This is a genomic window from Spirillospora sp. NPDC048911 (genome assembly GCF_043198015.1).
In the GTDB taxonomy this organism is placed as follows: domain Bacteria; phylum Actinomycetota; class Actinomycetes; order Streptosporangiales; family Streptosporangiaceae; genus Spirillospora.
Genome location: NZ_JBICUD010000010.1, coordinates 153,131 through 175,963 on the forward strand (window position 1 = coordinate 153,131; position 22,833 = coordinate 175,963).

At 70.5% G+C, this 22,833-nt stretch carries 20 protein-coding genes and 2 pseudogenes; 10 read left to right on the forward strand and 12 right to left on the reverse strand.

Annotated features, from left to right (window positions below):
- Positions 1 to 109 precede the first annotated feature (109 nt).
- A complete protein-coding gene (locus ACGFNU_RS37515) occupies positions 110 to 1,117 on the forward strand; it encodes an RNA polymerase subunit sigma-70 (RefSeq protein WP_392601331.1) in 1,008 nt (335 codons plus the stop codon).
- A 238-nt stretch (positions 1,118 to 1,355) separates the two neighbouring features.
- On the opposite strand, the gene ACGFNU_RS37520 is transcribed toward ACGFNU_RS37515, so the two are convergent.
- Both ACGFNU_RS37520 and ACGFNU_RS37525 read right to left on the reverse strand, forming a co-directional pair.
- A complete protein-coding gene (locus tag ACGFNU_RS37520) occupies positions 1,356 to 1,940 on the reverse strand; it encodes a dihydrofolate reductase family protein (RefSeq protein ID WP_392601332.1) in 585 nt (194 codons plus the stop codon).
- 183 nt (positions 1,941 to 2,123) lie between these two features.
- On the reverse strand, positions 2,124 to 2,654 hold the full coding sequence (locus ACGFNU_RS37525) for a LuxR C-terminal-related transcriptional regulator (RefSeq protein WP_392601333.1): 531 nt from the start codon (positions 2,652 to 2,654) through the stop codon (positions 2,124 to 2,126).
- A gap of 154 nt (positions 2,655 to 2,808) precedes the next feature.
- Between ACGFNU_RS37525 and bla the strand changes: the two genes are divergently transcribed.
- The 3 genes from bla (at position 2,809) to ACGFNU_RS37540 (ending at position 6,336) form a co-directional block, all read left to right on the forward strand.
- Positions 2,809 to 3,771 carry a class A beta-lactamase gene (bla, locus tag ACGFNU_RS37530; RefSeq protein ID WP_392601334.1) on the forward strand — a complete coding sequence of 321 codons (963 nt, stop codon included), beginning with the start codon at positions 2,809 to 2,811 and terminating at the stop codon, positions 3,769 to 3,771.
- A gap of 225 nt (positions 3,772 to 3,996) precedes the next feature.
- Positions 3,997 to 5,310 carry an MFS transporter gene (locus tag ACGFNU_RS37535; RefSeq protein ID WP_392601335.1) on the forward strand — a complete coding sequence of 438 codons (1,314 nt, stop codon included), beginning with the start codon at positions 3,997 to 3,999 and terminating at the stop codon, positions 5,308 to 5,310.
- Between the two features lie 102 nt (positions 5,311 to 5,412).
- Positions 5,413 to 6,336, forward strand: a complete 924-nt coding sequence (locus ACGFNU_RS37540) for an NAD-dependent epimerase/dehydratase family protein (protein ID WP_392601336.1) — start codon at positions 5,413 to 5,415, stop codon at positions 6,334 to 6,336.
- A 35-nt stretch (positions 6,337 to 6,371) separates the two neighbouring features.
- Here the strand turns inward: ACGFNU_RS37540 and ACGFNU_RS37545 are convergent, their stop codons facing one another.
- Both ACGFNU_RS37545 and ACGFNU_RS37550 read right to left on the reverse strand, forming a co-directional pair.
- Complete coding sequence (locus tag ACGFNU_RS37545; RefSeq protein ID WP_392601337.1) at positions 6,372 to 6,776, reverse strand: hypothetical protein; 405 nt, start codon at positions 6,774 to 6,776, stop codon at positions 6,372 to 6,374.
- A 388-nt stretch (positions 6,777 to 7,164) separates the two neighbouring features.
- Positions 7,165 to 7,824, reverse strand: a complete 660-nt coding sequence (locus tag ACGFNU_RS37550) for a TetR/AcrR family transcriptional regulator (RefSeq protein WP_392601338.1) — start codon at positions 7,822 to 7,824, stop codon at positions 7,165 to 7,167.
- Positions 7,825 to 7,909: 85 nt separating this feature from the next.
- Here ACGFNU_RS37550 and ACGFNU_RS37555 point away from each other — a divergent pair, with 85 nt between their 5' ends.
- A complete protein-coding gene (locus tag ACGFNU_RS37555; RefSeq protein WP_392601339.1) occupies positions 7,910 to 9,034 on the forward strand; it encodes an FAD-dependent oxidoreductase in 1,125 nt (374 codons plus the stop codon).
- Positions 9,035 to 9,076: 42 nt separating this feature from the next.
- Here the strand turns inward: ACGFNU_RS37555 and ACGFNU_RS37560 are convergent, their stop codons facing one another.
- The 4 genes and pseudogenes from ACGFNU_RS37560 to ACGFNU_RS37575 form a co-directional block, all read right to left on the reverse strand.
- Positions 9,077 to 9,727 carry a response regulator gene (locus ACGFNU_RS37560; RefSeq protein ID WP_392601677.1) on the reverse strand — a complete coding sequence of 217 codons (651 nt, stop codon included), beginning with the start codon at positions 9,725 to 9,727 and terminating at the stop codon, positions 9,077 to 9,079.
- Positions 9,727 to 10,845: a sensor histidine kinase gene (locus ACGFNU_RS37565; RefSeq protein WP_392601340.1), complete on the reverse strand. Its 1,119-nt coding sequence runs from the start codon at positions 10,843 to 10,845 to the stop codon at positions 9,727 to 9,729. The genes ACGFNU_RS37560 and ACGFNU_RS37565 overlap by 1 nt, the downstream gene beginning before the upstream one ends.
- Before the next feature lie 232 nt (positions 10,846 to 11,077).
- Positions 11,078 to 12,550 (reverse strand): annotated as a pseudogene (locus ACGFNU_RS37570) (carboxylesterase/lipase family protein); the annotation flags it as partial.
- Positions 12,543 to 12,956, reverse strand: coding sequence for a hypothetical protein (locus tag ACGFNU_RS37575; protein ID WP_392601341.1), 414 nt, complete (start codon positions 12,954 to 12,956; stop codon positions 12,543 to 12,545). The gene ACGFNU_RS37575 and the pseudogene ACGFNU_RS37570, both read right to left, overlap by 8 nt.
- A gap of 246 nt (positions 12,957 to 13,202) precedes the next feature.
- Between ACGFNU_RS37575 and blaOXA the strand changes: the two genes are divergently transcribed.
- Together blaOXA and ACGFNU_RS37585 are read left to right on the forward strand one after the other, a co-directional pair.
- Positions 13,203 to 14,093: a class D beta-lactamase gene (blaOXA, locus tag ACGFNU_RS37580; protein WP_392601342.1), complete on the forward strand. Its 891-nt coding sequence runs from the start codon at positions 13,203 to 13,205 to the stop codon at positions 14,091 to 14,093.
- A gap of 2 nt (positions 14,094 to 14,095) precedes the next feature.
- Complete coding sequence (locus tag ACGFNU_RS37585) at positions 14,096 to 15,343, forward strand: MFS transporter (protein WP_392601343.1); 1,248 nt, start codon at positions 14,096 to 14,098, stop codon at positions 15,341 to 15,343.
- A 601-nt stretch (positions 15,344 to 15,944) separates the two neighbouring features.
- Here the strand turns inward: ACGFNU_RS37585 and ACGFNU_RS37590 are convergent.
- On the reverse strand, positions 15,945 to 16,520 hold the full coding sequence (locus ACGFNU_RS37590) for a TetR/AcrR family transcriptional regulator (protein ID WP_392601344.1): 576 nt from the start codon (positions 16,518 to 16,520) through the stop codon (positions 15,945 to 15,947).
- Positions 16,521 to 16,608: 88 nt separating this feature from the next.
- On the opposite strand from ACGFNU_RS37590, the gene ACGFNU_RS37595 reads away from it, so the two are divergent.
- Positions 16,609 to 18,030: an MFS transporter gene (locus ACGFNU_RS37595; protein WP_392601345.1), complete on the forward strand. Its 1,422-nt coding sequence runs from the start codon at positions 16,609 to 16,611 to the stop codon at positions 18,028 to 18,030.
- Positions 18,031 to 18,064: 34 nt separating this feature from the next.
- On the opposite strand, the gene ACGFNU_RS37600 is transcribed toward ACGFNU_RS37595, so the two are convergent.
- The 3 genes from ACGFNU_RS37600 to ACGFNU_RS37610 are packed head-to-tail and all read right to left on the reverse strand — an operon-like array spanning position 18,065 to position 20,269.
- The gene (locus ACGFNU_RS37600) at positions 18,065 to 18,358 is read right to left on the reverse strand and encodes a DUF1330 domain-containing protein (protein ID WP_392601346.1); all 294 of its coding nucleotides are present in this window, start codon (positions 18,356 to 18,358) and stop codon (positions 18,065 to 18,067) included.
- A gap of 34 nt (positions 18,359 to 18,392) precedes the next feature.
- A complete protein-coding gene (locus tag ACGFNU_RS37605; RefSeq protein ID WP_392601347.1) occupies positions 18,393 to 19,814 on the reverse strand; it encodes an MFS transporter in 1,422 nt (473 codons plus the stop codon).
- Entirely contained in the window at positions 19,811 to 20,269 is a 459-nt protein-coding gene (locus ACGFNU_RS37610; RefSeq protein WP_392601348.1) for a MarR family winged helix-turn-helix transcriptional regulator, read from the reverse strand. The genes ACGFNU_RS37605 and ACGFNU_RS37610 overlap by 4 nt, the downstream gene beginning before the upstream one ends.
- 284 nt (positions 20,270 to 20,553) lie before the next feature.
- Between ACGFNU_RS37610 and ACGFNU_RS37615 the strand changes: the two are divergent.
- Both ACGFNU_RS37615 and ACGFNU_RS37620 read left to right on the forward strand, forming a co-directional pair.
- Positions 20,554 to 20,748: pseudogene (locus tag ACGFNU_RS37615) on the forward strand (DUF899 family protein); the annotation flags it as partial.
- Between the two features lie 275 nt (positions 20,749 to 21,023).
- Positions 21,024 to 22,799, forward strand: coding sequence for a hypothetical protein (locus ACGFNU_RS37620; RefSeq protein ID WP_392601349.1), 1,776 nt, complete (start codon positions 21,024 to 21,026; stop codon positions 22,797 to 22,799).
- The last annotated feature ends 34 nt before the right edge of the window (positions 22,800 to 22,833 follow it).

Below are 22,833 nucleotides of genomic sequence, written 5' to 3' on the forward strand. Positions count from 1 at the left end.
CCGTCCGGCCTGACGAGCGGACCGGTGTCTGCGGCTTCACCGCTCAGAAATCGTCCGCCACGCCGTCAGTTCTGGTGGCCCCTCGCCACTCGCGGAAGGATTGACGACTATGACCGACGCCAGATTGCCAGGCGACGACGAGGCCGCGTTCATCGCGGCGACCCGCTCAGATGACGCAGCACAGTTCGCGCTCATCACGGAGCGTTACCGGCGTGAGCTGCAAGTGCACTGCTACCGGATGCTCGCGAACTACGAGGACGCCCAGGACATGACGCAGGAGACGTTCCTGCGGGTGTGGAACAAGCGGGAGTCGTTCAAGGGCCACGCCGCGCTGCGGACCTGGCTGTACCGGATCGCGACGAACGCCTGCCTCGACTTCCTGGAGAAGCGCAACGACCGCACACCCGTGCCTGCCGAGCTGCCGGGCGCGGGCTCGGAAGTGCGCTACCTGCAGCCCTACCCGGACCGGATGCTCCCGGAGGACCCGCAGGAATCGGTGGTGGCGCGGGAGACGATCGAGCTGGCGTTCATCGTCGCCGTCCAGCACCTGCCGCCGCGGCAGCGGGTGGTGTTCATCCTGCGCGACGTCCTCGGCTGGCCGGCGTCGAAGGCCGCCGACACCCTCGAGCTGACCGTCGCATCGGTGACCAGCGCCCTGCAGCGGGCGCGCGTGACGATGCGCGAGCAGTTGCCCGACCGCCGCCTCGACTGGCGGAGCCCCGCCACGCACGAGTTGTCGGATGACGAGCGCGGCGTGGTGAAGTCGTATATGGACGCCCATGAGCGCAACGACCTCGACGGGCTGACGGCCCTGCTGCGCGACGATCTGCGCTTCGCGATGCTGCCCGACCCGGGCACCGTGATCGTCACGGCCAAGGACGCGGTGGACGGCTGGGTCTCCGGCGGACTCTTCCAGCGCGGCCACGACGACTGGCGCTGCATCGCCACGATGGTCAACCGCATGCCTGCCACCGTGCTGTACCTCCGCGGCCCCGACGACCCGGAGTACCGTTCGTTCGCCATCGCGGTCCTGCACATCGTCGACGGGAAGATCGCCGAGCTCACCGGATTCGACGTCACCGACGAACCATGGCTGGGCCTGCCCGCGACGCTGTGATCAGTCATCGCCGGGACCGGCGTCACCGCGGAATGAGCACCCCGGCCAGCTGAACACCAACGCGAACACCACCGCCCCGCCGGCGTTGCCGGCGGGGCATCGAACATCGTCACGATCAACGAGGCCCGGTCAACGCAAGGAAGGGCCCGGGGAAGGGCTCCCTCATGATCGAGGGTCACGGTGAGCACGCCAGGAAGGATTTCGACCTGGCCTTACGAGCCGGGCATTTGGCCCGTGCTCATCGCCTCCTCTCGTATCGGGTCATTATCACGCCGCCGGGAAATGTCCGCGTCTCGACCAGGTTCAGGTTCACCCAGCTGTCCAGCGCGGTGAAGAACGGCGTGCCGCCGCCCACCAGGACCGGTGCGGTGACCAGCACGTACTCGTCGATCAGCCCGGCCCGCATGGCCGCCCCGGCGAGCGTCGCGCCGCCGATGTCCATCGGGCCGCCGTCCTCCGCCTTGAGCCGGGCGATCTCGGCGACCGCATCGCCGGTGACCAGGCGGGTGTTCCAGTCGACCTTGTCGATCGTCGATGAGAACACCACCTTCGGCATGTCCCGCCAGCGGCGGGCGAACTCGATCTCCGCCGGTGTGGCGCCGGGCTGCTGGTCGGCGGTCGGCCAGGGGACGCTCATCGTCTCCCACAATTTGCGCCCGTACAGCGCCAGGCCGGTCGCCCCCACCCGGTCGGACCACCACTGGAACAGCTCGGCGCTCGGCGACGAGTCCGGCCCGTCACCCCCACTCCAGCCGATGTCGTCACCGGTCGCGGCGATGTAGCCGTCCAGGGTCACGTTCATGGCGAAGATCAGTTTCCGCATCGTGCCAGCCTTCCTCGAATCGATCTCACACGTACAGACGGGCACGGCGCGGAAACCTCATCGGTGCGCGATCTGCGTCCGCAGATAGTCCCGCCCGGCCGCCTCTGAGTCGCTCCTGGCCTTAACCTGATTCGCTCGCTCGGCGCTTCGGTGGGAGGCGTTCCTGCCGGGAGCGACGGGGCGTCATGTCTCTTCGTGCGCAGGCGCGGTGACCAGGCCTGCTTCGTGCACGAGTATCGCGGCCTGGACACGGTTGTCCAGGCCGAGGCGGGTGAGGATGCGGTTGACGCGGCTCTTCACGTTGGCCTCTGTCAGACCGAGCGCATCGGCGATCTGACGGTTGGACAGACCTCGTGCGATCAGGATGAGAACCTGCGGCTCGCGTTCGGTGAGCGAGTCGATGAGTCCGTGGCGCCCGGACGCGGACCGGCAGGTCCCGCCGAGGAGGCCTTCGGGCAGTGCGGCGAACGTGTTGATGAGCCGGTGCGTGACGCTCGGGGCGAGCATGGCCTCACCTGCGGCGACGACGCGGATCGCGTGCGCGAGCTGGTCGGGTGGGCTGTTCTTCAGCAGGAAGCCGCGAGCGCCGGCGCGCAGAGCGGAGTGCACGTACTCGTCCAAGTCGAAGGTGGTGAGCACCAGGACGCGGGGCGGCGGGTCGTGCGGCGGCCGGGGCCCCGCCGCCCCTGCCGACTTCTGACTCCAGAAGGTCATGCTAGGACGGTCGAGGAGCGGGGACGCTCAGCGCGATGCCCGCGTGCGTTGGGCTTTCGGTGCTTGAGACGACGATCGATATCCATTCCTGTATGACTGGATGATCAATATCTGTATTGGACACTCCCGGACGGTTTCTGATCTTCTCTCCGGCATGACACGACATCTCCGGCTGCGACTCGGGGCCGCGACATTGACAGCTTCTGCGCTGCTGGGCGGCCTCGCCTACGTGGCGGGCGCCGGCACCGGCGAGACGAGTGCCGCCAGCGTCGCCGCCCGGACGGGGGGCAACGCCTCTTCCGACCTGAACACCACGTTGCAGGAATTGGAAAAGTCCTATGCGGGGCGGATCGGGGCGGTGGGCATCGATCTGGGGACCGGCCGGACGGTCGGCTACCGCGCCGATGAGCGCTTCCCGTTCAACTCCATGTTCAAGGTGTTCGCGTGCGCGGCGGTGCTCCACAAAGCGCGCACCAGCGATCCCGGGCTGATGGACAGGGTGATTCGCTGGAAGCCGTCCGACATGGCCGAGCTGACCTCGAACTCCCCGGAGACCACCGAATACACCGACACCGGCATGACACCCGCACAGCTGTGCCGCGCCGGGATCACCAAATCCGACGGCTTCGCGGGCAACACGCTGCTGAAGCAGATCGGCGGCCCACGCGGGCTGACCGGGTTCTTCCGCTCCACCGGTGACCGGACGAGCCGCCTGGACCGGCCAGAGCCCAGGCTGACCGAGTGGACGCCCGGCGAAGAGCGCGACACCACCACCCCCGCGGCGGCCGCACGGACCTTCATCAAGCTCACCACCGGCAAGACCCTCCACACGCGCGACCGCGCCCGGCTGGTCGGCTGGCTGAAGGCCAACCGCACCGGCGCCAACCGGATCCGGGCAGGCCTCCCCACCGACTGGACGGTCGGCGACAAGACCGGCACCGGCGGCGCGAGCAACTACGGCACCGCCAACGACCTGGCGATCGTCTGGACGCCCGGATCGAACGCGCCGATCATCCTGTCGGTGTTCACCAACCGCAACACCGACGAGACCCCGCACGATGACAAGGTGATCGCCTCCACCGCGACCGCGCTGGCCAAGGCCATGGGTAAGTTGTGACCCGGCCGCCGGGTCGTGACTCACCCGGCGAGGCAAGACGAATCTGACAGGTCGGCACCAGCCAGCCACGGTCGTGCGGACGTGAGCATCAGTCCAGACCGATGTCCCCTGGGATGTTCCTAGGAGATCGCCGCCGCGCCGGATCGACACGAGTCGCGCGTTCAGGCAGGTGACGCCCTGAGTTCGGCTTGTTCGAACGTTCGTTGAATCGACAGAAGGGCGGGCATGGTCGGCACGGTGGGTTCGCCGCGTACCGGCGTCATCGACGCGGGTTCGCGCGCGCCGTTCGGCTGGGCGCCGCTGGTCGTCCTGTTCATCGTGGGACTGGTGGACCGGATCGAGCACAACCTGCTGTCCGGCGTGCTCCCGGCCGTGCAGAAGGAGTGGGGGTTCAGCGACACCGCCGCGGGCTCGATCCCGACCGCAGCGGCCCTGGCCGCTGCGGTGGTGTGCTTGCCCGCCGGGTATCTGGCGGACCGGCTCAACCGCACCCGGCTCATCGCGGTGGTCGTCCTCTTCTGGGCGATCGCCACGCTGGGCTCAGGCCTGGCCACCGGGTTCGTCACGTTCTACCTGATGCGCGTGCTGCTCGCGGCGGCCGAGAACATCGACAATCCCGCCGCGGGCAGCCTCCTCGCCGACTATTACCCGCCGGCCAGCCGAGCCACGGCCTACGGCCTCACACGCGCCACCACGCACCTCGGAGGCATCGGGACGCTGCTGGGAGGAGTTTTGGCGGAGGCGTTCTCTTGGCGCACGGCGTTCCTGGTCATGGTGGTGCCGGGTGTGCTCACGGCGCTGCTCGTCTGGCTGCTGCGCGAGCCGCGTCGCTGCGAGCTCGACCGCCTGGTGGCGGGCGGCGACGCGTCGCCGTCCCCGCCCGCGCTGAAGCCGCCGCCGTTCTGGCGGCAGGTCCGGCAGGTCCTCGCCATCCCCACTCTGGTCTTCGTCTGCGCCGGGCTGTCCCTGCTCACTCTCGGCCTGGCCGGGATCTTCTACTGGCTGCCCACGCTCATGGTGCGCACCCTCGGGGCCGGCACGGGCACGGCGGGCGCGCTGAGCGGACTGATCCCGGTCGTGGGCACGCTGATCGGCACTCTGGTCGGCTCCTGGCTGGGCGGCAAGTGGCACGGCACCCGCAAAGGCGGCCGCCTGCTGGCCGGCGGAGGCGGCATCACGGCGGGCTCGTTGGTCCTGGCCGTGGCGCTGTCGATGGAGTCGATCGTCTCCCTGGCCGCGCTGGTCCTGCTGTCCTGCTCGCTGATGGCCATCGCGATACCGAACATGACGGCATGCCTGGCGGACGTGGTCCCGGCCGCCTCCCGCGGGCTCGGCTTCGCCGTCCTGCAACTGCTCATCACGGGCGGCAGCGCGTTCGGCTCCCTGGTCGTCGGTATCGCCTCGGACCAGCTGGGGTCACTGCTCGCCGGAATGTACGTCCTGGTGATCCCGACGGTCGCCGGCGGGCTCCTCACCCTCAGGGCGAGGACGTCGTTCGAACGCGACGCGCGCAAGGTCATGGACGAGGCCGCCGGTTAGCGCCGACAACGCAAGAGCAATGCACATACATGAGAGCAGTGCTCTTGACATCAGCGCTCACAAACAAGATCATTGCTCTCATCAACAGATTGTGAGGACGTCATGGGAAAGCACGTCATCGTCGGGGCAGGGCAAGTCGGACGAGGGTTGGCCGGCCTGCTGGCCGAGCAGGGGCACGAGGTCGTGGTGGTCAGCCGATCGGGTTCGGGGCCGGACAACGTGACCAACGTGGCGGCGGACGCCACCGACCAGAACCGGCTGATCGAGATCACCAAGGGCGCGGACGCCCTCCACAACTGCGCCGCGCCGCCGTACCACCGCTGGCCGCAGGAGTGGCCGCCCCTGTTCGCCGCGCTGCTGGCGACGGCGGAGGCGACCGGAGCGGTGCTGGTCACGGCCGGCAACCTCTACGGATACGGGCCGGTCGATCAACCGATGACCGAGGACCTGCCGCTCGCCGCGACGCTGGCCAAGGGCCGGGTGCGCGCGAAAATGTGGACCGACGCGCTGGCCGCGCACCAGGCGGGGCGTGCGCGGGTCACCGAGGTGCGCAGCTCCGACTACTTCGGGCCCGGCGCGGGAGACCAGACCCCGGTCGGTTCGCGGTTCGTGCCGCCGTTGCTGGCGGGTAAGCGTGCGATGTTCCCCACCGACCCGACCGTCCCGCACAGCTGGACGTACCTGCCCGACGTCGTACGCGCCATGGCGTTGGCCGCCACAGACGAGCGCGCCTGGGGGCACGCCTGGCACGTGCCGACCAATGCGGCGATGTCACCCCAAGAGCTGGCCGAGCGGCTGTGCACGCTCGCCGGCGCACCGGCACCACGCGTCACCCAGATGCCACGATTGATGATGAGCGCCATCGGAGCCGCGTCGCCGGTGGTCCGCGAGCTCAAGAAGACCCGGTACCAGTTCGACCGGCCGTTCCTGCTCGACTCCACCGCGTTCGAGACGACCTTCGGCGTCAGCCCCACCCCGATGGACGACGCGCTTCGCGCGACCATCGCCTGGGAACGACGCGCGTAATTCAGCCAACCCGACAGGAACGCGTTATCGGTGGCTCAGCCGTCGAAGTCGGTCCACGGGATTCCGAGCCGTCCCAGCGGCCGGAGAACGCTGCGATGTACCGCGCCGACCCACACGGAGGTGTTCTCGTGCCACTGGTCCGTCGTCTTGGCGATCACGCCGGGTGTGACGTAGAAGCGTGTGGAGTCGTTCGGCCAGCGCCAGGGCTCCCACGGCACCGGAGTGAGTGCGGCTGTCTCCCGGCGCAGCTCGTACCCGTCCTGGTCGATCCATACGTCAGGGTCGGGGCGCGATGGATCGAACAGCCAGGTGAATCCGCCCTGGTTCTCGTCCCCGAAGACGATCAGGCCGTCGTGCTCCTCCCGCCACGCGTGTGGGGGCCGCAGACGGTTCTGAACGCCGAGCAGGGCGGGCCGGTGCCGGGCCAGCCGGTAGAACACGGCAAGCGGTGCGGGAACGTCCCATGGGGCTCCGGCGAACGTGCCGAGGTCCTGGCAGGTCTCGGGGATCCATAGCGGCGACCATGGCGAGGTACCAGAAGACCAGGAGGAAGTAGGTGGCGTTGTCTGCCCGAGGTCCGCGATAGCGGACCAAGCGGAAGGCGATCAAAAGGCAGATGGCAGATGCGGGCAGCTCCGCCAAGGGGAGGTTCTCGCGCCTGGTCGCGATCGCCAGGCCGCTGAGGTGGACGATGACGGGGCTGGCGAGCGCCGCCACCGCCAGGCAGGTGCGGGTGGTGCGTTCACCGGCGATGACTCAGCGGGTGTTCGATGTATGTGGGGGAGCTCGCAAGGCTGGTCGGTGGCCGGCGCCCGCGAGCGTTGTGGTTTAGCGCAGGGTTGAGATACCGGCGAGGAAGATGTCGACTCCGGCGAGGAATTGCTCGCGGTCGTCGTGCTCGCCCAACTGAGTCGCCGCCGCGTGCACGAACGGGTACCGGCCAGGGTCGATCTGCGCCCATCGCGCGGCGGTGTTCTCCAGGAAGGTCTCTCGGTCCGTGCCTGCGCGGAGCCTTGCGTTCGCGGCGTTCTGCGCGGCGACGCCGAGGACATAGTTCACGAGCGTGCCGGCCGCGTCGAAGCGCGCCTTTTCTGGGACGTCGAGGGCGTCCAGCAGGCGGCCGACGTTCTCGTAGAAGTCCAGCAGAGCGGGCCGCCACGGTTGGCGGGAGAGTTCCGCCCCGATCCAGGGGTGGGCATCGATCGCGTCGAACAGGCCGAGGACGAGGCGGCGCAGAGCGGTGCGCGGGTCCGCGTCGGCGACCCCGCCGGACAGGACGCCGGTGATGACGTCGTCAGTGGCCGTGGCGAGCAGATCGCCCTTGTCCGCGACGTGGTGATAGATCGCTCCGTAGCCGGTGCTCAGGCGCACGGTGAGCGCGCGCAGCGTCAGCGCCTGCTCGCCGCCGCCGTCCAGGATCTCGATCGCCGTCTGGATGATCAGCTCCCTCGACAGGCTGTCCGTTCGCCGCGCAGACCTCTTCGCCATGGCTCCAGCATCGCATGAATGGAGCGTCGATCCAACTCCGTGCTAGCGTGATTGGAGTGACGATCCAAAGTTTCGAGGAGCAGCCATGACGACACCTGTGACGATCATCGGAGCAGGCCTGGGCGGCCTGACCCTGGCTCGTGTACTGCACGTGCACGGCATCGTGGCCACCGTCTACGAGGCGGAGCCCGCGCCGGACGCCCGACGCCAGGGCGGACTGCTCGACATCCACCCCCACAACGGCCAGGCGGCGCTCAAGACCGCGGGCCTGTTCGAGGAGTACCGCAAGCTCATCCTTCCGGGCCGCGAGGCGTACCGGGTGATGGATCAGGCGGGGAACGTGCTGCTCGACCTGCCCGATAATGGAACCGGCGAACGTCCGGAGGTGCCGCGCGGCGAACTGCGGCAGATGCTGCTCGACTCCTTGCCCGCCGGCACCGTCCGCTGGGGCCACAAGGTCACCGCCGTGCGGGCCCTCGGCGAGGGCCGCCACCAGGTGGAATTCGCCGACCACACCACCGTTGTCGCGGACCTGCTCATCGGTGCCGACGGCGCCTGGTCGCGCGTACGACCGCTGCTGTCCGACGCTGTTCCGCAGTACTTCGGCGTCTGCAGCGTGGAGACGTTCCTCTTCGACGCAGGATCCCGCCATCCCGCCTCCGCGGACGCGGTCGGGGCCGGATCGCTGTTCGCGCTCGCACCGGGCAGGGGCCTGCTGGCCCACCGGGAGGGAACCGGGACCCTGCACGCCTACGCGCAGGTGAAAAAGCCCCAGGACTGGTTCGCCGACCTGGACACCGCCGCCCTCACCGAACGGGTGGCGAAGGAGTTCGACGGCTGGGCTCCCGAACTCACCGCCCTGATCACCGACAGCGACACCCCGCCGTCCCTGCGCCCCATCTTCACACTGCCCGCCGGACACCGCTGGGACCGCGTACCGGGGGTGACCCTGCTCGGCGATGCCGCCCACCTCCGGGCGCCGAACGGCGAAGGCGCCAACCTGGCCATGCAGGACGGCGCGGAACTCGGCCGGGCCCTCGCCGCGCACCCCGGCGATGCGGAGGCCGCCCTCACCGCGCACGAACAGGCCATGTTCGCCCGCGCCGCCGATGTGGAGGCGGACGACGACGGCTTCTACACGATCATGATCGACGACCGTGCGCCGCACGGCCTGCTCGCCCTGATGACCGGCGCCGAGCAGGACGCGTAGCAGGCAGGTCGCAGATCACTTGTGCCATGGGTCATGCCGTCCTCACTCAGCGTCGTGGACGAGCAGGGCGATCTGGACGCGGTTGTTCAGGTCGAGCTTGCGCATGATCCGTGACACGTACGTCTTGACGGTGGTGACGCTCATGTACAGCTCGGCGGCGGCTTCGGCGTTGGACAGCCCGCGGCCGACGGCCTCTGCCACCCGGCGCTCGCTGTCGGTGAGGCGGGCGAGCCGGGTGCGGGCGGCCGTGCGGGTCTGGTGGTCCCGGCCGATGGCATGGGTGATGAGCTTGCGGGTGACCGACGGGGAGAGCATGGGCTCGCCGGCGGCCACCCGGCGGATCGCCGTCACGATCTCGGCCGGTGGGGTGTCCTTGAGCAGGAACCCTCCGGCGCCCGCGCGCAGGGCACGCAGCACGTGCTCGTCGGTGTCGAAGGTGGTCAGGACGATGACCTCGGGGGCGCCGTCGGCGGCGCGCAGCAGGCGGGTCGCCGTCAGGCCGTCGGTCCCCGGCATCCGGATGTCCATGAGGACGACGTCGGCGCGGGTGGCGCGCACCGCCGCGGGCACCGCGGCGCCGTCGGCGGCCTCGCCGGCGATCTCGATCCCCTCGACGCCGCCGAGCATGGTGGCCAGGCCCGCGCGCACCAGCCATTCGTCGTCGACCAGCAACACCCTGATCGGTTCCGGCATCACGCCTCCCATGGCAGCCACGCGCGCAGCAGGTGGGCGCCCGCCACCGGGCCGTGCTCCAGCCGCCCGCCGGCCAGCGTGGCACGCTCGGACAGCCCGGTCAGGCCGGTGCCGGTCCCCGGGATCGCCGGGCACCCGCGATCGAGGCCGGGGCCGGGCAGCGGCTGGTGGATCCGGACCTCCAGCCCGTGCCCGGCCTCGCCCCGCACGGTGACGGTGACCGGCATGCCCGGCGCGTGCTTGCGCGCGTTCGTCAGTCCCTCCTGGACGACCCGGTAGGCGGTACGTCCGGCCAGGGTGGGCACGGCCTCCGCGTTCCCGACGTCCATGTCCAAGGTGACCTGTGCGCCCGCGCGCCGCGACTCCTCGACGAGCCCGGCCACGCCGGCGAGCGAGGGCGGCGGGGCGTCCACGCCGTCGACCGGGTCCTCGCGCAGCAGCCCGATCACTTCGCGCAGGTCGACGAGCATCTGGTGGACGCCGCTGCGGATCACCCCGGCGGCACGGGATATCTCCTCCGGCGAAGCGTCCGGGCGGAACTCCAGCGCACCGGCGTGCACGCTGAGCAGGGACATGCGATGGGCGAGCACGTCGTGCATCTCGCGGGCGATCCGCACCCGTTCCAGCCGCCTGGCCTCGCCCTCCCGCAGGTGCCGGTCGCTCTCGGCGCGGCGGGCCCGCTCGGCGAGGGAGGCCAGGAGCTGGCGTCGCGCGCGGATCGCCTGCCCCCAGCCGACCGTCGCGGCGGTCAGCAGAGCGATGATCGCGACGCTCGCCGCGTAGGGCAGCTCGGGAGGGGGACGCAGCGCCACGGCGATCATCCCGGTCAGCACGCCGAGCGCGCCGATCCCCGCCGCCACGGGCCAGGGCCGCCGCACGGCGACCGACAGCGTCGCCACGAACGCCGCGCCGCCGGCCGCCAGGGACACGGCCGAGACCGCCGTGACGACCAGCGCCAGCCCGACCGGCCGGCGGCGGCGCAGCACCAAGGCCGAGCAGCAGGCGAGCCCGGCCGCCAGGTCGGCGTTGGCGAGCGTGTCCGCTCCTCGCGCGTAACGAGGCCAGAGGTTCAGCGCGCCGATCACCACCGCGACGGTGATGGCGACGGCGTCGACCATGGGGGCCGGCGCCGACCCTGCGGTGGCCGGGCCGCGATCCGGCTCGGCCCGACGCGCCTTCGGTGCCGGCCACCACGGAGTCCTCATGTCCGTGACGTCCAGAATCGGCATGGTGACGGGCGGCCACATCGGTCTGGGAGATCCCACCGCGCGCGGAGTCCAGCGACTGGGTGGCCGGGAACCTCGGCCAGCGGGGGAGTCCCGCCCTGTTCGGATCGCCCTGGGCGGCGAACGCGGCCCAATACATGATCATCGATCTGGACAGGTTCCGCTGCGCGGCGTCGAGCGGCACAGACGTGCCCGCGATGTCGAAGAGCAAGGGGAGCTCCGAGCCGTGAAAGGCGCCGGGCGGGTAGCCCTTGGGGAAGATGCCGAGGAAGTCCGGGACGTTCGGCTCGGCGAACTCGAAACTGAAGACGGGCACATGCCGGGCCAGAAGCCGGTCGGCGGCCAGGGCCGGGCACACCCATCCGACGTCGGTGCCGACCGCGGCCCAGGCCAGCGCGGCCGGAGAACCCGACTGGCCGGAGTACGCCCGGGGCGGATACCGGACGTGGACGCGACGGGCCATGCGCTCTCCGAAGGACGTCGCCAGCAGAGCCCGGTAACGGGCGTCGTCGATGGGCTTCTCCGCCTCGAAAAGGCTCCCGAACAGCCGGTGTTCGTCCCGGGTGTTGCCCTGCATCACCGGTACCCGATGGAAGGCGCCGGTCCGCAGTGCCTTGACCGGGTCGGTGGGCAGCGCCCGGGTCCCGAACGCCGGCGTGACGAACTGGCCGTTCAACGCCAGGAGCTTTCCGGTTTCCTTCCGGCGCAGGCATGCCGGTCCGTCCGGTCCCGCGCAGCCCAGCTTCGCCGCCGCGGCGGCGCCCCGAGCCTGCACGGCCGTTCGGGGCGCCCAATAGGAGATGGCGTCGAGCCTCGGGGCCATCACGTTCTTGGGCCACCTCTGCAGGCAGGATCCACTCTGGATGATCGCGCGATGGAAGAGCCCGGCCGCCGGGGGCGAGACCAGCTGGGCGCAGACGCTCGCCCCGCCCGACGACTCTCCCATCAGCGTGACGTTACCCGGATCGCCGCCGAACGCCCGCGCGTTGGCCCGTACCCAGCGCAACGCGGCCCGCTGGTCGGCCAGAGCGAAGGTGCCCGACCCGGCCGTCCGGGGATGGCCGAAGAACCCGAACACGCCGAGCCGGGAGTTGACGGTGACCACCACCACGTCGCCCGTCGCCGCCATGCGGCGGGCGTCGAAGTCGCTGCCCGAACCCGAACTGAACGCGCCCCCATGCAGGTACACCACGACCGGCCGGCGCTCAGAACGGTTCCGGCGGGGCCTGGTGACGTTGAGGTAGAGACAGTCTTCGGAGGAATTCGCCGCGACGCCACCGGTCTCGTCCAGCTGCGCGCATGCCGGTCCGGGCTTGCTCGCGTCCCGTACCGCCGTCCAGGGACGAGGACGGACCGGCGGGCGCCAGCGACTGGACCCGGTCGGCGGCTGGGCGTAGGGAATGCCCTGAAAAAGCTCCGTGCGTCCCGTCGCGACTCCGCGCACCGGACCCAGATCGGTGCGCACCACCGGGCCTGCCCCGCCCGTCGTGACCGACGCGCCGACCGCCGGGACGCTCAGGGCGATCGTCATCAGGGCCGTCACCGCCCCTACCGGCTTGGCCGTCCGCCACCTCCGTCTCACGCCCGGCTCAGCCATCGCCCGGCACCAGCCAGCTCCTCAGCAGGCGGGTCCACTTGCGGTTGGCGGTGGTCTCCAGGAACGTCTTGTGATCCACCATCAGGTAGATCTCGCCGGCCGTGACCGTGTCCACGATGAGCGGCCTGCCCGAGTTCAGCAGCCCGCCGACGAACCGTCCGTACAGGTCGGTGTACTCGTTGGCCACCGACCTCACCTCCTCCGGCCGCAGCACGAGATCGGCGCCACCATGCCAGCCGCCGATCACGAGGCGGTCGGGATGGAGCTCCAGCCGTCCGGTCCGCGAGAACAGCACCCGCTGGTCCACGCCCGCGGCGATCCGGTGACCTCGCTTGCGCCCAGCGAGCTCCTCAGCCGGGGAACCGACGTACGAGCCCGCCGCCAGGGGAACCTTCGATTCGCTCATGATCCCAGGCTCCCGCCACGCCCGGTACGCCCACAGCCTCCAAAAGAAGGCAACGCGACACCGACTTTGGATGACCCACCGTCTCGCCCGCAAACAGCCAGGAAATCAGGGGGAGTTTCATTCCGTAGCCAGGGGCCATGAAGCCGACTACTTCCGTTCTGACCTGGAACGATATGGATCTTGATATTTTCGGACGATCAATATCAGTATTGGACACCCGGCGGCTGGTTCTGATCTTCTCGCCTCGTGATCGAACTTTCCTCTCGGATTCTCCGTTTCCGGCTGGGCGCCGCCGCGCTCGCCGTCCTGCCCCTCTTCGGCACCGCCGCCTGCGGGGCCGCCGCTCATGAGGCCGCCCCGCGCGGCGCGGCCGTCGCCGCGACCACCGGCGTCGTCCGGCCCGGCATGACCGTGCGCGACGACCTGCGCGCGGTGTTCGACGCGGCGGGCGTGCGCGGCTCGTTCGCGCTGCTGGACGTGACGGCACGGCACACGACCGTGGTGGACCGGCGGCGCGCAGAGACGCCGATGGTGCCCGCCTCCACCTTCAAGGTCCCGCACGCGCTCGTCGCGCTGGAGACCGGCGCGGTCAAGAGCCCCGACGAGGTGATCCCGTGGGACGGGACACCGCAGCCGTTCCCCGAATGGGAGCAGGACATGAGCATGCGGGAGGCCGTCCGCGAGTCCAACGCCGCGGCGTTCCAGGTGATCGCTCGCCGCATCGGCCTGCAACGCGAACGGCAGTGGTTGCACCGGCTGGGCTACGGAAACCGCCAGATCGGGACGGCGGTGGACCGGTTCTGGCTGGACGGCCCGCTGAAGATCTCGGCGGTGGAGCAGACCCGGTTCATGCAGCGGCTGGCGGCGCGGCGCCTGCCCGCCTCGCGTGACCACCAGCGCACCGTCGCTGAGCTGATCAAGCAGGAGGAGAAGGACGGATACACGCTGTACGCCAAGTCCGGCTGGCAGAACGCCCCCGACCCCGGCACCGGCTGGTGGGCCGGGTGGGTCGAGCACGGCGGACGCGTGCACACCTTCGCGCTGAACATCGACATCGCCAAGGACGGCGACGCGGGCAAGCGCGCCACGGTCGCGCGTGAACTGCTGAAGCGGCTGAGCGTGCTGCCCACCGCGTGAGCGTGTCCGATCCGGGCCACGGCGACCGTCACACGGTCGCCGTGGTCGTCGCCGTCCAGGCGGCCATCTCGCTGGGCTACTTCGCGGCGATGACGCACCTCGTGGTGCACCTCAGGGAGAACCTGGGACTGGCCGCCGGACTCATCGGCCTGGTGCTGGCGCTGCGCAACCTCGTGCAGCACACGCTCTCCCTGCCGGTCGGGGCGCTGGTGGACGCGCTCAACCCGGTCCGGGCCGGCATATTGGCGTGCCTGCTGCGCGCCGCCGGGTTCGCACTGCTGGGCAGCGTGTCCTCCCCGTCCGGGCTGATCGCCGCGGCAGTGCTGCTGGGCACGGGCGGGGCGCTGTTCCACCCCGCGGCGCAGTCACTGCTGGCCGGACTCGCCGAGCGGCGACGCGCCCGTGGGTACGCGGCATACACGATGACGTCGCAGGCGGCGGCGGTGCTGGGCCCAGCGCTGGGGCTGGCGCTGCTGAACATCGGCTACTGGCTGGTGGCGCTGACGGCGGCCGGGCTGTGGGCTTGCGCGGCGTTCCTGTTCTCGTTGCTGCGGCACGTCCCGTCCGTTCCGACCCGGGGCGGAGTCGTCACCGGCGTGCGGACGGCGATGCGAAACCGGATCTTCCTCTGGTTCGCGGCCGTGTCGATGCCGACGATGCTGCTGACGGACCAGGCGTCAGTGGTGGTCCCGCTCGGCGGCGCGGACCCGGGCGCGGTGACCGTGTTCTCCTGCGTGCTCGCGATGGTGTCGGCGGCGGTCCAGCCGTGGTGCGCGGCGGCGGGCCGCGCCGAACGGCCCGGCACGCTGCGCGCCGGGCTGCTGTTCGCCGGGGGCGCCTACCTGCTGCTGGCGGCCGGCGCGGCCGGTCGTCCGGCGGGTCTGATCGCGGTGGCCGTGCTCCATGGTCTCGCCGACGGCCTGCTGCAACCGGCGGTGTTCCAGACACTCGCCCGGCTCGCCCCACCAGCGCGCTTCGGGACGTACCTGGGCGTGCGGACGTTCTTCTCCGGTCTGCTCGCGTTCGCCGGTGGCCTCGCCGTGGGCCGGCTGTATGAATGGGGGCCGCGCGGAGCGGCGACGGCGCTGACCGCCCTGGCGTTGATCGCCTGCGCCGCGGCTGCCGCCACCCGCCCACGCACCGGGCAGAAGGTCCACGGTGAGCTGGGCGCAGCATCGCAAGGCACCACCGACCCTGAGCCCATGGTCGGCGCAATCAGCCAGAGTGACCTGTGTTCGCGCCCGCGGTAAGTGAGAGTCCTGTATCTCCGGCTCAAGTGCACGGGTTCGCCGGTGACGCGGCGGTCGATATGGACGAACATCATGCCGCGGCAATGCGAGCATGCCTGGCCGCGGCTCCGGCCTCCTCGGCCGCCGCCGGTCATGACCGTGGTGATGGTACGGGCCCGCTGCCCGCACAGATCACCTTCCCCGCCCCCGGCAAGATCACCAAGACGTTCACCGACACCTACGAGTACAGGCCCCCAGCCTGGCGGCTCTTCCGAGCAGCCGCAGCAGCAGCCGCCGTCCCAGCAGGCACCGCCCGCCGCCCGAGCCGGGCCCGGTCACCGAGGCCAAGGACGGCGTGGCCACCCAGGTCCAGACGGGCACCAACACAGTCTCCTCGGCCAGCAACGCCGCGTTGAAGTGACGGACCGGTCTGCCCGCCCCTCCGAGGTGGGCGGGCAGACCACGCGTGTCGTGGGGCCTGCGGTCTTGGCCGACCGCAAGCCTCGTCGGGTCACCTGGGTGGTGCGGCGCGCGAGGACGGCCTTGTCGCGCAGCTCCGGATCCGGCCCGTCCGGCGCCGCGGACCGCGAAGGTACGCACCGTCTCTGCCGAAAGGCAGTGATCAGGATTGGCCCAGCAACCGGTCGACCAGCCCGGCGATGTAGTCCGGGGTGAGCGGGCCCGCGCCGAACAGGACGCGGATGTACATCGGGGCCATGACGTGGTCGAGCACGCCCAGCACGTCGGGTGGATGCTCGCCGCGTTCGCTGGCGCGGTCGAGCATGGCCTGCACGAGCCGGGTGCGTTCGGCGAGAAAGTCGTCACGCGCCCGCAGACCCCGTTCGCCCCTGTTCGACAGGGCGACGGTCAGGCGCAGCACCGCCAGGCCGTCGGGCCCGGTGATCTCGCGCGCCACCTGGGCCGCGTAGGCGTGCAGGTCACCGGCCAGGCTCCCGGTGTCGGGCATCGGCGACCGCGCGTTCAGGCGCGTGAGCGTCACGTCGGTGAGCAGGGCCTCCAGGGTGCCCCACCGGCGGTAGACGCTGGTGTCGGCCACGCCCGCGCGGGCCGCGACGTCACCGACCGTGAACTCGCCGTAGCCGCGCTCGCCGACCAGGTCCGTGACGGCCCGGTGCACCGCCGCCCGGACGCGGGCGCTGCGCCCGCCGGGCCGCCGGACGGGCTGTCGCTCCTCCATGTCCTCACCTTATCGCAGCTCGCAGTTGCGTTTATGGGCTCCACTGTCTAGATTCCTAAAGCAGTAGACAACTGCTTTAGGGAGAACGATGAAGTCTGCACCGAACCGGGCGGCGTTGCTCGCGGTGACCTGCCTGGGGCAGTTCATGGTGCTGCTCGACAACACGATCGTCGGTGCGGCGCTGCCCGACATGCAGGAGCGGCTGCACACCCAGTTGACCGGGCTGCAATGGATCGTCGACGCCTACGTGCTGCTGGTCGCCATGCTGCTGCTGTCCGGCGGCGTCTTCGCCGACCGCTTCGGCCGCAAGAGGGTGTTCCTGGCGGGCGTCGTGGTGTTCACCGCCGCGTCCGTGGTGTGCTCGGTGGCGCCCTCGATCGGCTGGCTGATCGTCGGGCGGGTGCTGCAGGGCATCGGGGCCGCGGCGCTGAGCCCCGCCTCGCTGGCCCTGCTCGTCGCCGCGTATCCCGTTCCGCAGGAGCGGGTCAGGGCGATCGGCCTGTGGGCCGGATTCAGCGGCATCGGCCTGGCCGCCGGACCATTGGCCGGTGGCGTTCTGGTGGAGGCCTTCGGCTGGCCCGCCATCTTCCTCGTCAACGTGCCGGTCGGCGCGGTCCTGCTGGTCGCGGGCCTGCGCGTGCTGGGCGAGTCCCGCAACCCGAGCGCGCCGGCGATCGACGTCCCGGGAACGGCCCTGTCCGTCCTGGGCGTGGGGGCGCTCACCTACGGGCTGATCGAGGGCGGCTCCCGTGGCTGGACCTCGCCTGTGATCCTGAGCAGCTTCGCCGCCGCGGCGGTGATCCTCGTCGTCTTCGTGGTCGTCGAAGGACGGGTTCCGGCGCCGATGCTGCCTCTGCGGCTCTTCCGGCAACGGCTGTTCACGGTCTCCAACACGGCGATGATCGTGGTCGGTTTCGCCCTCATGGGCTCGGCGTTCTTCTTCTCCCAGTTCTTCGTCTACGTCCAGGGCAGCTCGATCCTGCGAGCCGGGCTGCAGACCCTGCCCGCCACGCTCGCGATGGTCATCGTCAGCCCGTTCGCGGGCCGGTTCGCCGCCCGGTACGGCTTCCGGATCATGGTCACCATCGGCCTGACGCTGGCCGGGCTGGGACTGCTGGCCCTGGTCTTCGTGCACGCCGACACCGGCTACACGAACGTGTGGTGGCGGCTGGCCGTCGTCGGGATCGGTTTCGCCCTGACCATGTCCCCGCTGACCGGCGCCGCCATCCAGTCGGCCGGCCCGCAGGAGGGCGGCCTGGCGTCGGGCGTCAGCAGCACCACCCGGCAGATCGGCGCGGTCCTCGGCGTGGCGGTGCTCGGCGCCGTCGTCCGCACCCGGGAGTCCGGTGGCGCCTCCTTCGAGGACGGGCTCAACAGCGCCTTCGTCGTGGCCGGCGTCGTCACCTTGGCCACAGCCGTGTTCACGGGCCTGTGGCTGACCAGGAGCACCGAACCGTCACGGCCGGCGAGCCCGGCCCCGCGCGTTCACGAGAACACCACGAGTCACTGACGCGGCCTTTCAGTGAAGATCCGGCTGGACTCGGTCAGTCGATGCCTTCGACGATGCGGAAGTCGCGCTCGACGCCGTCGGAGAGGGCGGCCAGCGCCTCCTGGTAGGCCGCGCTCTCGTGCGCCGCGACGGCCTGTTCGAAGCTGTCGAACTCGACCAGGACGGTGCGCTCGGCGATTCCGGCGTCATGCGCCACGACCCGACCGCCACGGACGATGGTGCGGCCGCCCCCGGCCTCGACGGCCAGCCGGGCCAGCTTGTTGTAAGCAGCCAGCTTCTCAGGGTCTGAAATGGTGCGGTAGGAGCTGACCCAGTAGCCCTTGGGCATGGAACCTCCAGTGTTGGGATGACTGCGGCTGAACTTACGGGGTGGTCTCGGACGAGTGACGGCGGGCGGCGAGGGCGAGGCTTGTCAGCGTCGTGATCGCCATGGCGCCGATGCCGGCCAGCGCCGCGGTGGTGTAGGCGCTGTCGTCGGGGAAGAGGTGGCCGGGGCCGGTGCCCGCGGCGAGGATCAGGCCGCCGATGGCGCTGCCCAGGGAGTACCCGACGCTGCGGACGACGTAGTTGAGGCTCATGGCGCTCGACGTCTCGCTCTTGGGGGTGACGGCCAGGATGACGCCGGGCATCGCGGCCGAGAAGCCGCCGACGCCGAAGCCGAGCACGCCCATCGCCGCGAACAGTTCGGCCAGGTCCGACCGGGCCGCCGCGAACAGGGCGAACCCGCCGCCGACCACGACGGCGCTGCCGGCCAGGAGCAGGGGGCCGGCGATCCGCGTCCGGACCCGCGGCGTGAGCTTGCCGGCGACGAACCCCAGCACCGAGAACGGGATGAGGACCAGCCCGGCGACGAAGGTGGTCAGCCCGAAGCCGTAGCCGGCGCCGTGCGGCGTCTGCGCGTACCGGGTGATGAGTGTGAGCAGGAGGTACATGCCGATCCCGCCGACGAACATGGCGAGGTTCGCCCCGGCGACCGCCGGGTGCCGCACCGCCCGCACATCGATCAGGGGCGTTCTGCTGCGCAGCTCGATGACGGCCCAGACGCAGAGCAGCACCCCCGCGACGACGGCGAGGCCCGTCGCCACGGCGAGGTGCCGGCTCCACAGATTCCGTTCGCCGGCGAGGAACAGCACCAGGAGCAGCGCAGCGGCCAGGACGACCGCGCCTGCCACGTCCACGTGGGCGGAGCGGCCTTCGGGGGCCTCGGGCATGGAGCGCCACGCGGTCAGGAGGGCGGCGGCGGTGACGACCAGGCCGAAGCCGTAGGCGGCCCGTACCCCGCCGAGCTCGGCGAGCAGCGCGGCCAGCGGGTAGCCGACGCCGGCCCCGATGATCGAGACCACCGAGATCAGGGCGATCACGGCCGCGCCGCGCTCCTCGGGGAGGTGGTCCCGGGCCACGCCCATCATCAGCGCGGTCAGCCCGAGCCCGACGCCCTGGGCCGCCCTGCCGGCCAGCAGCCACGCGAACGGCAGCGGCAGCACGGTGAGCGCGCTGCCGGCGACGACGACCGCCAGCGTGACGAGGATCGTGGCCCGCCGGTGCGGGCCGGCTCCGAGCCGGCCCAGGACCGGCGTGGCGACGGCGCCGCTGAGCAGCGCGACGGTCAGCGTCCACTGCGCGCTGCCGAGCGAGACATGGAACGAGGTCGCCACGCTGGTGATGAGCGGCGTTCCGAGGCTGGCGACCGCCGCCACGACCAGAGCGATGAACATCAGGGCGGGGACCAGCAGCCGCGCCTCGGAACGCGCCACCGCGACCCCGCCGACCGGCTGCCCGCTCACTGCTTCGCCCCTTCGCGGTCCTGGCTTTCGAGCTCTGCCAGATGCTTCAGCGCCGGAAGGGCCGCCACCAGCGCCTCGACCTCGTCGCCGGTGAGCTCGCCGATCAACCGCTCGAACGCCTGGACGCCCGCCTGGCGCCGCGTCCGGACATAGGAGGCCCCGGCCTCGGTCAGGCACACCAGCGTGACCCGCTTGTCGGACGCGTCGCCCCGCCGCTCGACCAGGCCGGCCTCCTCCATCACCCGGACCAGGGCGGTCATCGCGGGCTGGGTGACGCCCTCGACCGCGGCCAGATCGGTGATGCGCCGCGGCCCGGTCCGGTCCAGGGTGGCCAGGGTGGCGGCGGACGTCAGGCTCATGTCCCGGGGCAGGCGTCTCGCGGCCCTGGTGGCCAGGCCGTAGAGGGCTGCCCCGATGGCGGCGGACGCGCCAGGAGCGGCGCCTTGACGACTCACGCTCGAAGCATAGCACTTTTATATACATAGTTTATGTAAACCGATCGCGGCCACCGAGCAGGAGGTTGTCGCCGCCCCGCACGACAAGCTCGTGGATACGGACGACCGCGACCCTTGCTGCGGCCGCGGCACCTTCTGACCGAGGCTGATCTGGTGGTCCGGTTCGTAGGCGTCACCGGAGGGTTCCGCCCACACCTGGTGCTGGAGTTCGAGGACGCCTCGGTCACCTCGCCCCTGAGCGCTACCACTACGACTGGGGGTGGACGCAGAAGAACGAGCAGGGCGAGGAGGCATATCTGCCCGGCTACTCCTACTACCTGCTCAAAGATGGCAAGCCGTACCTGACCTACATGACCACCGCACGTGGCACCGAGGCGATCCTGCCGGTGCCGCACATCATGGACCGCACCGTTTATGGCCGCCAGCAGGACTGGGAAGACAGTCCCGAAGGCTGGCCGCAATATCCGACGTACGGGTGAAGGCCCGCGATCCTGACCGTGTCAGACGCCCACCCTGACCAAGGCGGCCTTCACTGCTCGTTGGAGGCTGCGGAGTGCGCCTTCACGATCACCGTCGCCAAACCGGCCGTTCGTAGGGGACGCTGCGCCAAAGCATGAAGGCGCGCGGGAGACAAACATCGGTGGTGGGCCGGAAACGGTCACGCGAGCCCGATCTTGGGTCTGGCGCGCCGGCTCGTGAGTGATCAAGCTACCTCCGAGACTGCCTGATCCGGTCGGGCAGAGGCGCGATGGCGATGGGAGCTGTAGTGGAGCTTGGCGTCCACGTTCGCGCGCGCGGGGCAGGCCGGCGGGTCACCGCGGGTTGCGCCGGGCTCGCCCTGATCGGCGGCCTGCTGGTCGGGCCGCTCAGCGGAGCCGCCGCGGCGGCGACCCCCGACACGACCCGTAACAACGCCTGGACGGGCTTCGTCAACAACAGTGACACCGAGAAGGCGCAGTGGAGCGGCGGCGACGGGACGATCGGGGTGAAACTGCCCGACGGGCGGGTGTCGTTCGCCTTCAGCGACACCATGCGCGGCCCGGTGACGCCAGAGGGGTTCCACCCGCCGTTCCAGACGGCGATGGTGCCCAACTCGATGGTCATCGCCAGTTCGTCGGCGGCCAACGCCACCCTGAGCACGGTGAAGGTGCCCAACGAGGGCAACAACTGGAACGCCAGACCGCTGATCCCCAGCACCGGGGCCGACAGCGACCCACCCCAAGATCGACAGAAGCGGTGGGCCGGGGACGGCATCGTCCACCAGAACCAGCTCGTCCGGTTCTACACGGGCACGTCCTTCCTCGCGGAGGGCTGTTACTCCTACAGCAAGCCGAAGAACACCGTCGTGGCGAAGTTCAGCCTGGCCGCCGAGCCCGTCCTGCAGTCCACCGAGATCGTCTACCACCAGGAGGGCGTCGCCAATCCCATCGCCTGGGGGACCGCGCTGCTCAACGACGGCGGCTACACCTACATCTACGGTGTTCAGGAACTGTGGACCGGAACGGCGCCCAATTGCACGCTCAATGGACGCAGGCTGCACATCGCCCGCGTACCGACCGGCCAGTTCAGCGGGAACTGGCAAACCTTGACGCCGACGGATGGACTGGCTCTTTCTGGGGGCCTGTTCAGTGAGTTCAGCGTGGCCAAACTCGGGAGCACCTATCTGCTGGTGACGCAGAACTACGGCTCCGGAATCGTCGCCTACGCCTCCAGCACACCCACCGGTTTCGGCGGGACCCCGACCCACCTGTACTCGATCCCGAACTACAAGTCGGTCCTGCCGGGGTACTCGGGGCGCATGCAGCCCGCCCTGACCACCTCCAGTGAGATCGTGCTCAGCTACAACATGCTCACTTCCCGGGTCAGCCAGGACGGCTGCCTGGACGAGAACACCCTGGACGCCTCGATCTACCGGCCCCGCTTCGTCCGCGTGCCCCGCTCGGCGCTGCCGACGGTCGGCTCCGCCGCGTCGACCGCCCCCGCGAACGCGGCACGACCACCGGCCGTCATCTCCCAGCGGCCCCGCCTTGCCTGGCGACCTGCCCAAACCGCCGCTGCCCGCCCGCTGACGTCAACTGCCAAGAAGGCGGCCGCGGACGTACCCATTCCTGTTGGGAACATCAACTGGATCCCGCGGGTGTTCCAAGGCGAACCTCCGACGTGCGGGCTCAACGTCAACAACGACAACCACTTCACCGCTGAGTCCTACACCGACGCCGGAGGACTCAAGGCCCAGGTCTCCTGGGACTACAAGGGACCGACCGTCGACACCAGCGTCGCCCGCCAGCGGCCAGGAGAGGACTGGACCCCGTTGCCGCTGATGCTGCTCGGAGCCTCACCGCTTCCGGCGGTCCCGGCGATCGAGGGGCCGCCGATCACGGTCCTGCCCGGCAGTCCCCAACGGATCCGCTGGACCGACTCTCCCATGGTCTTCGGCGGCCAGACCGTCAAATACCGGCTCTGCATGAGGGCCTACGACAACAACCCGCCCTACGAGGAGCACTGCACGGAGACCTCAGTCACCCTCTGAGCTCCGCTTCCTGCGGGGACTGGCCGAACGGGCT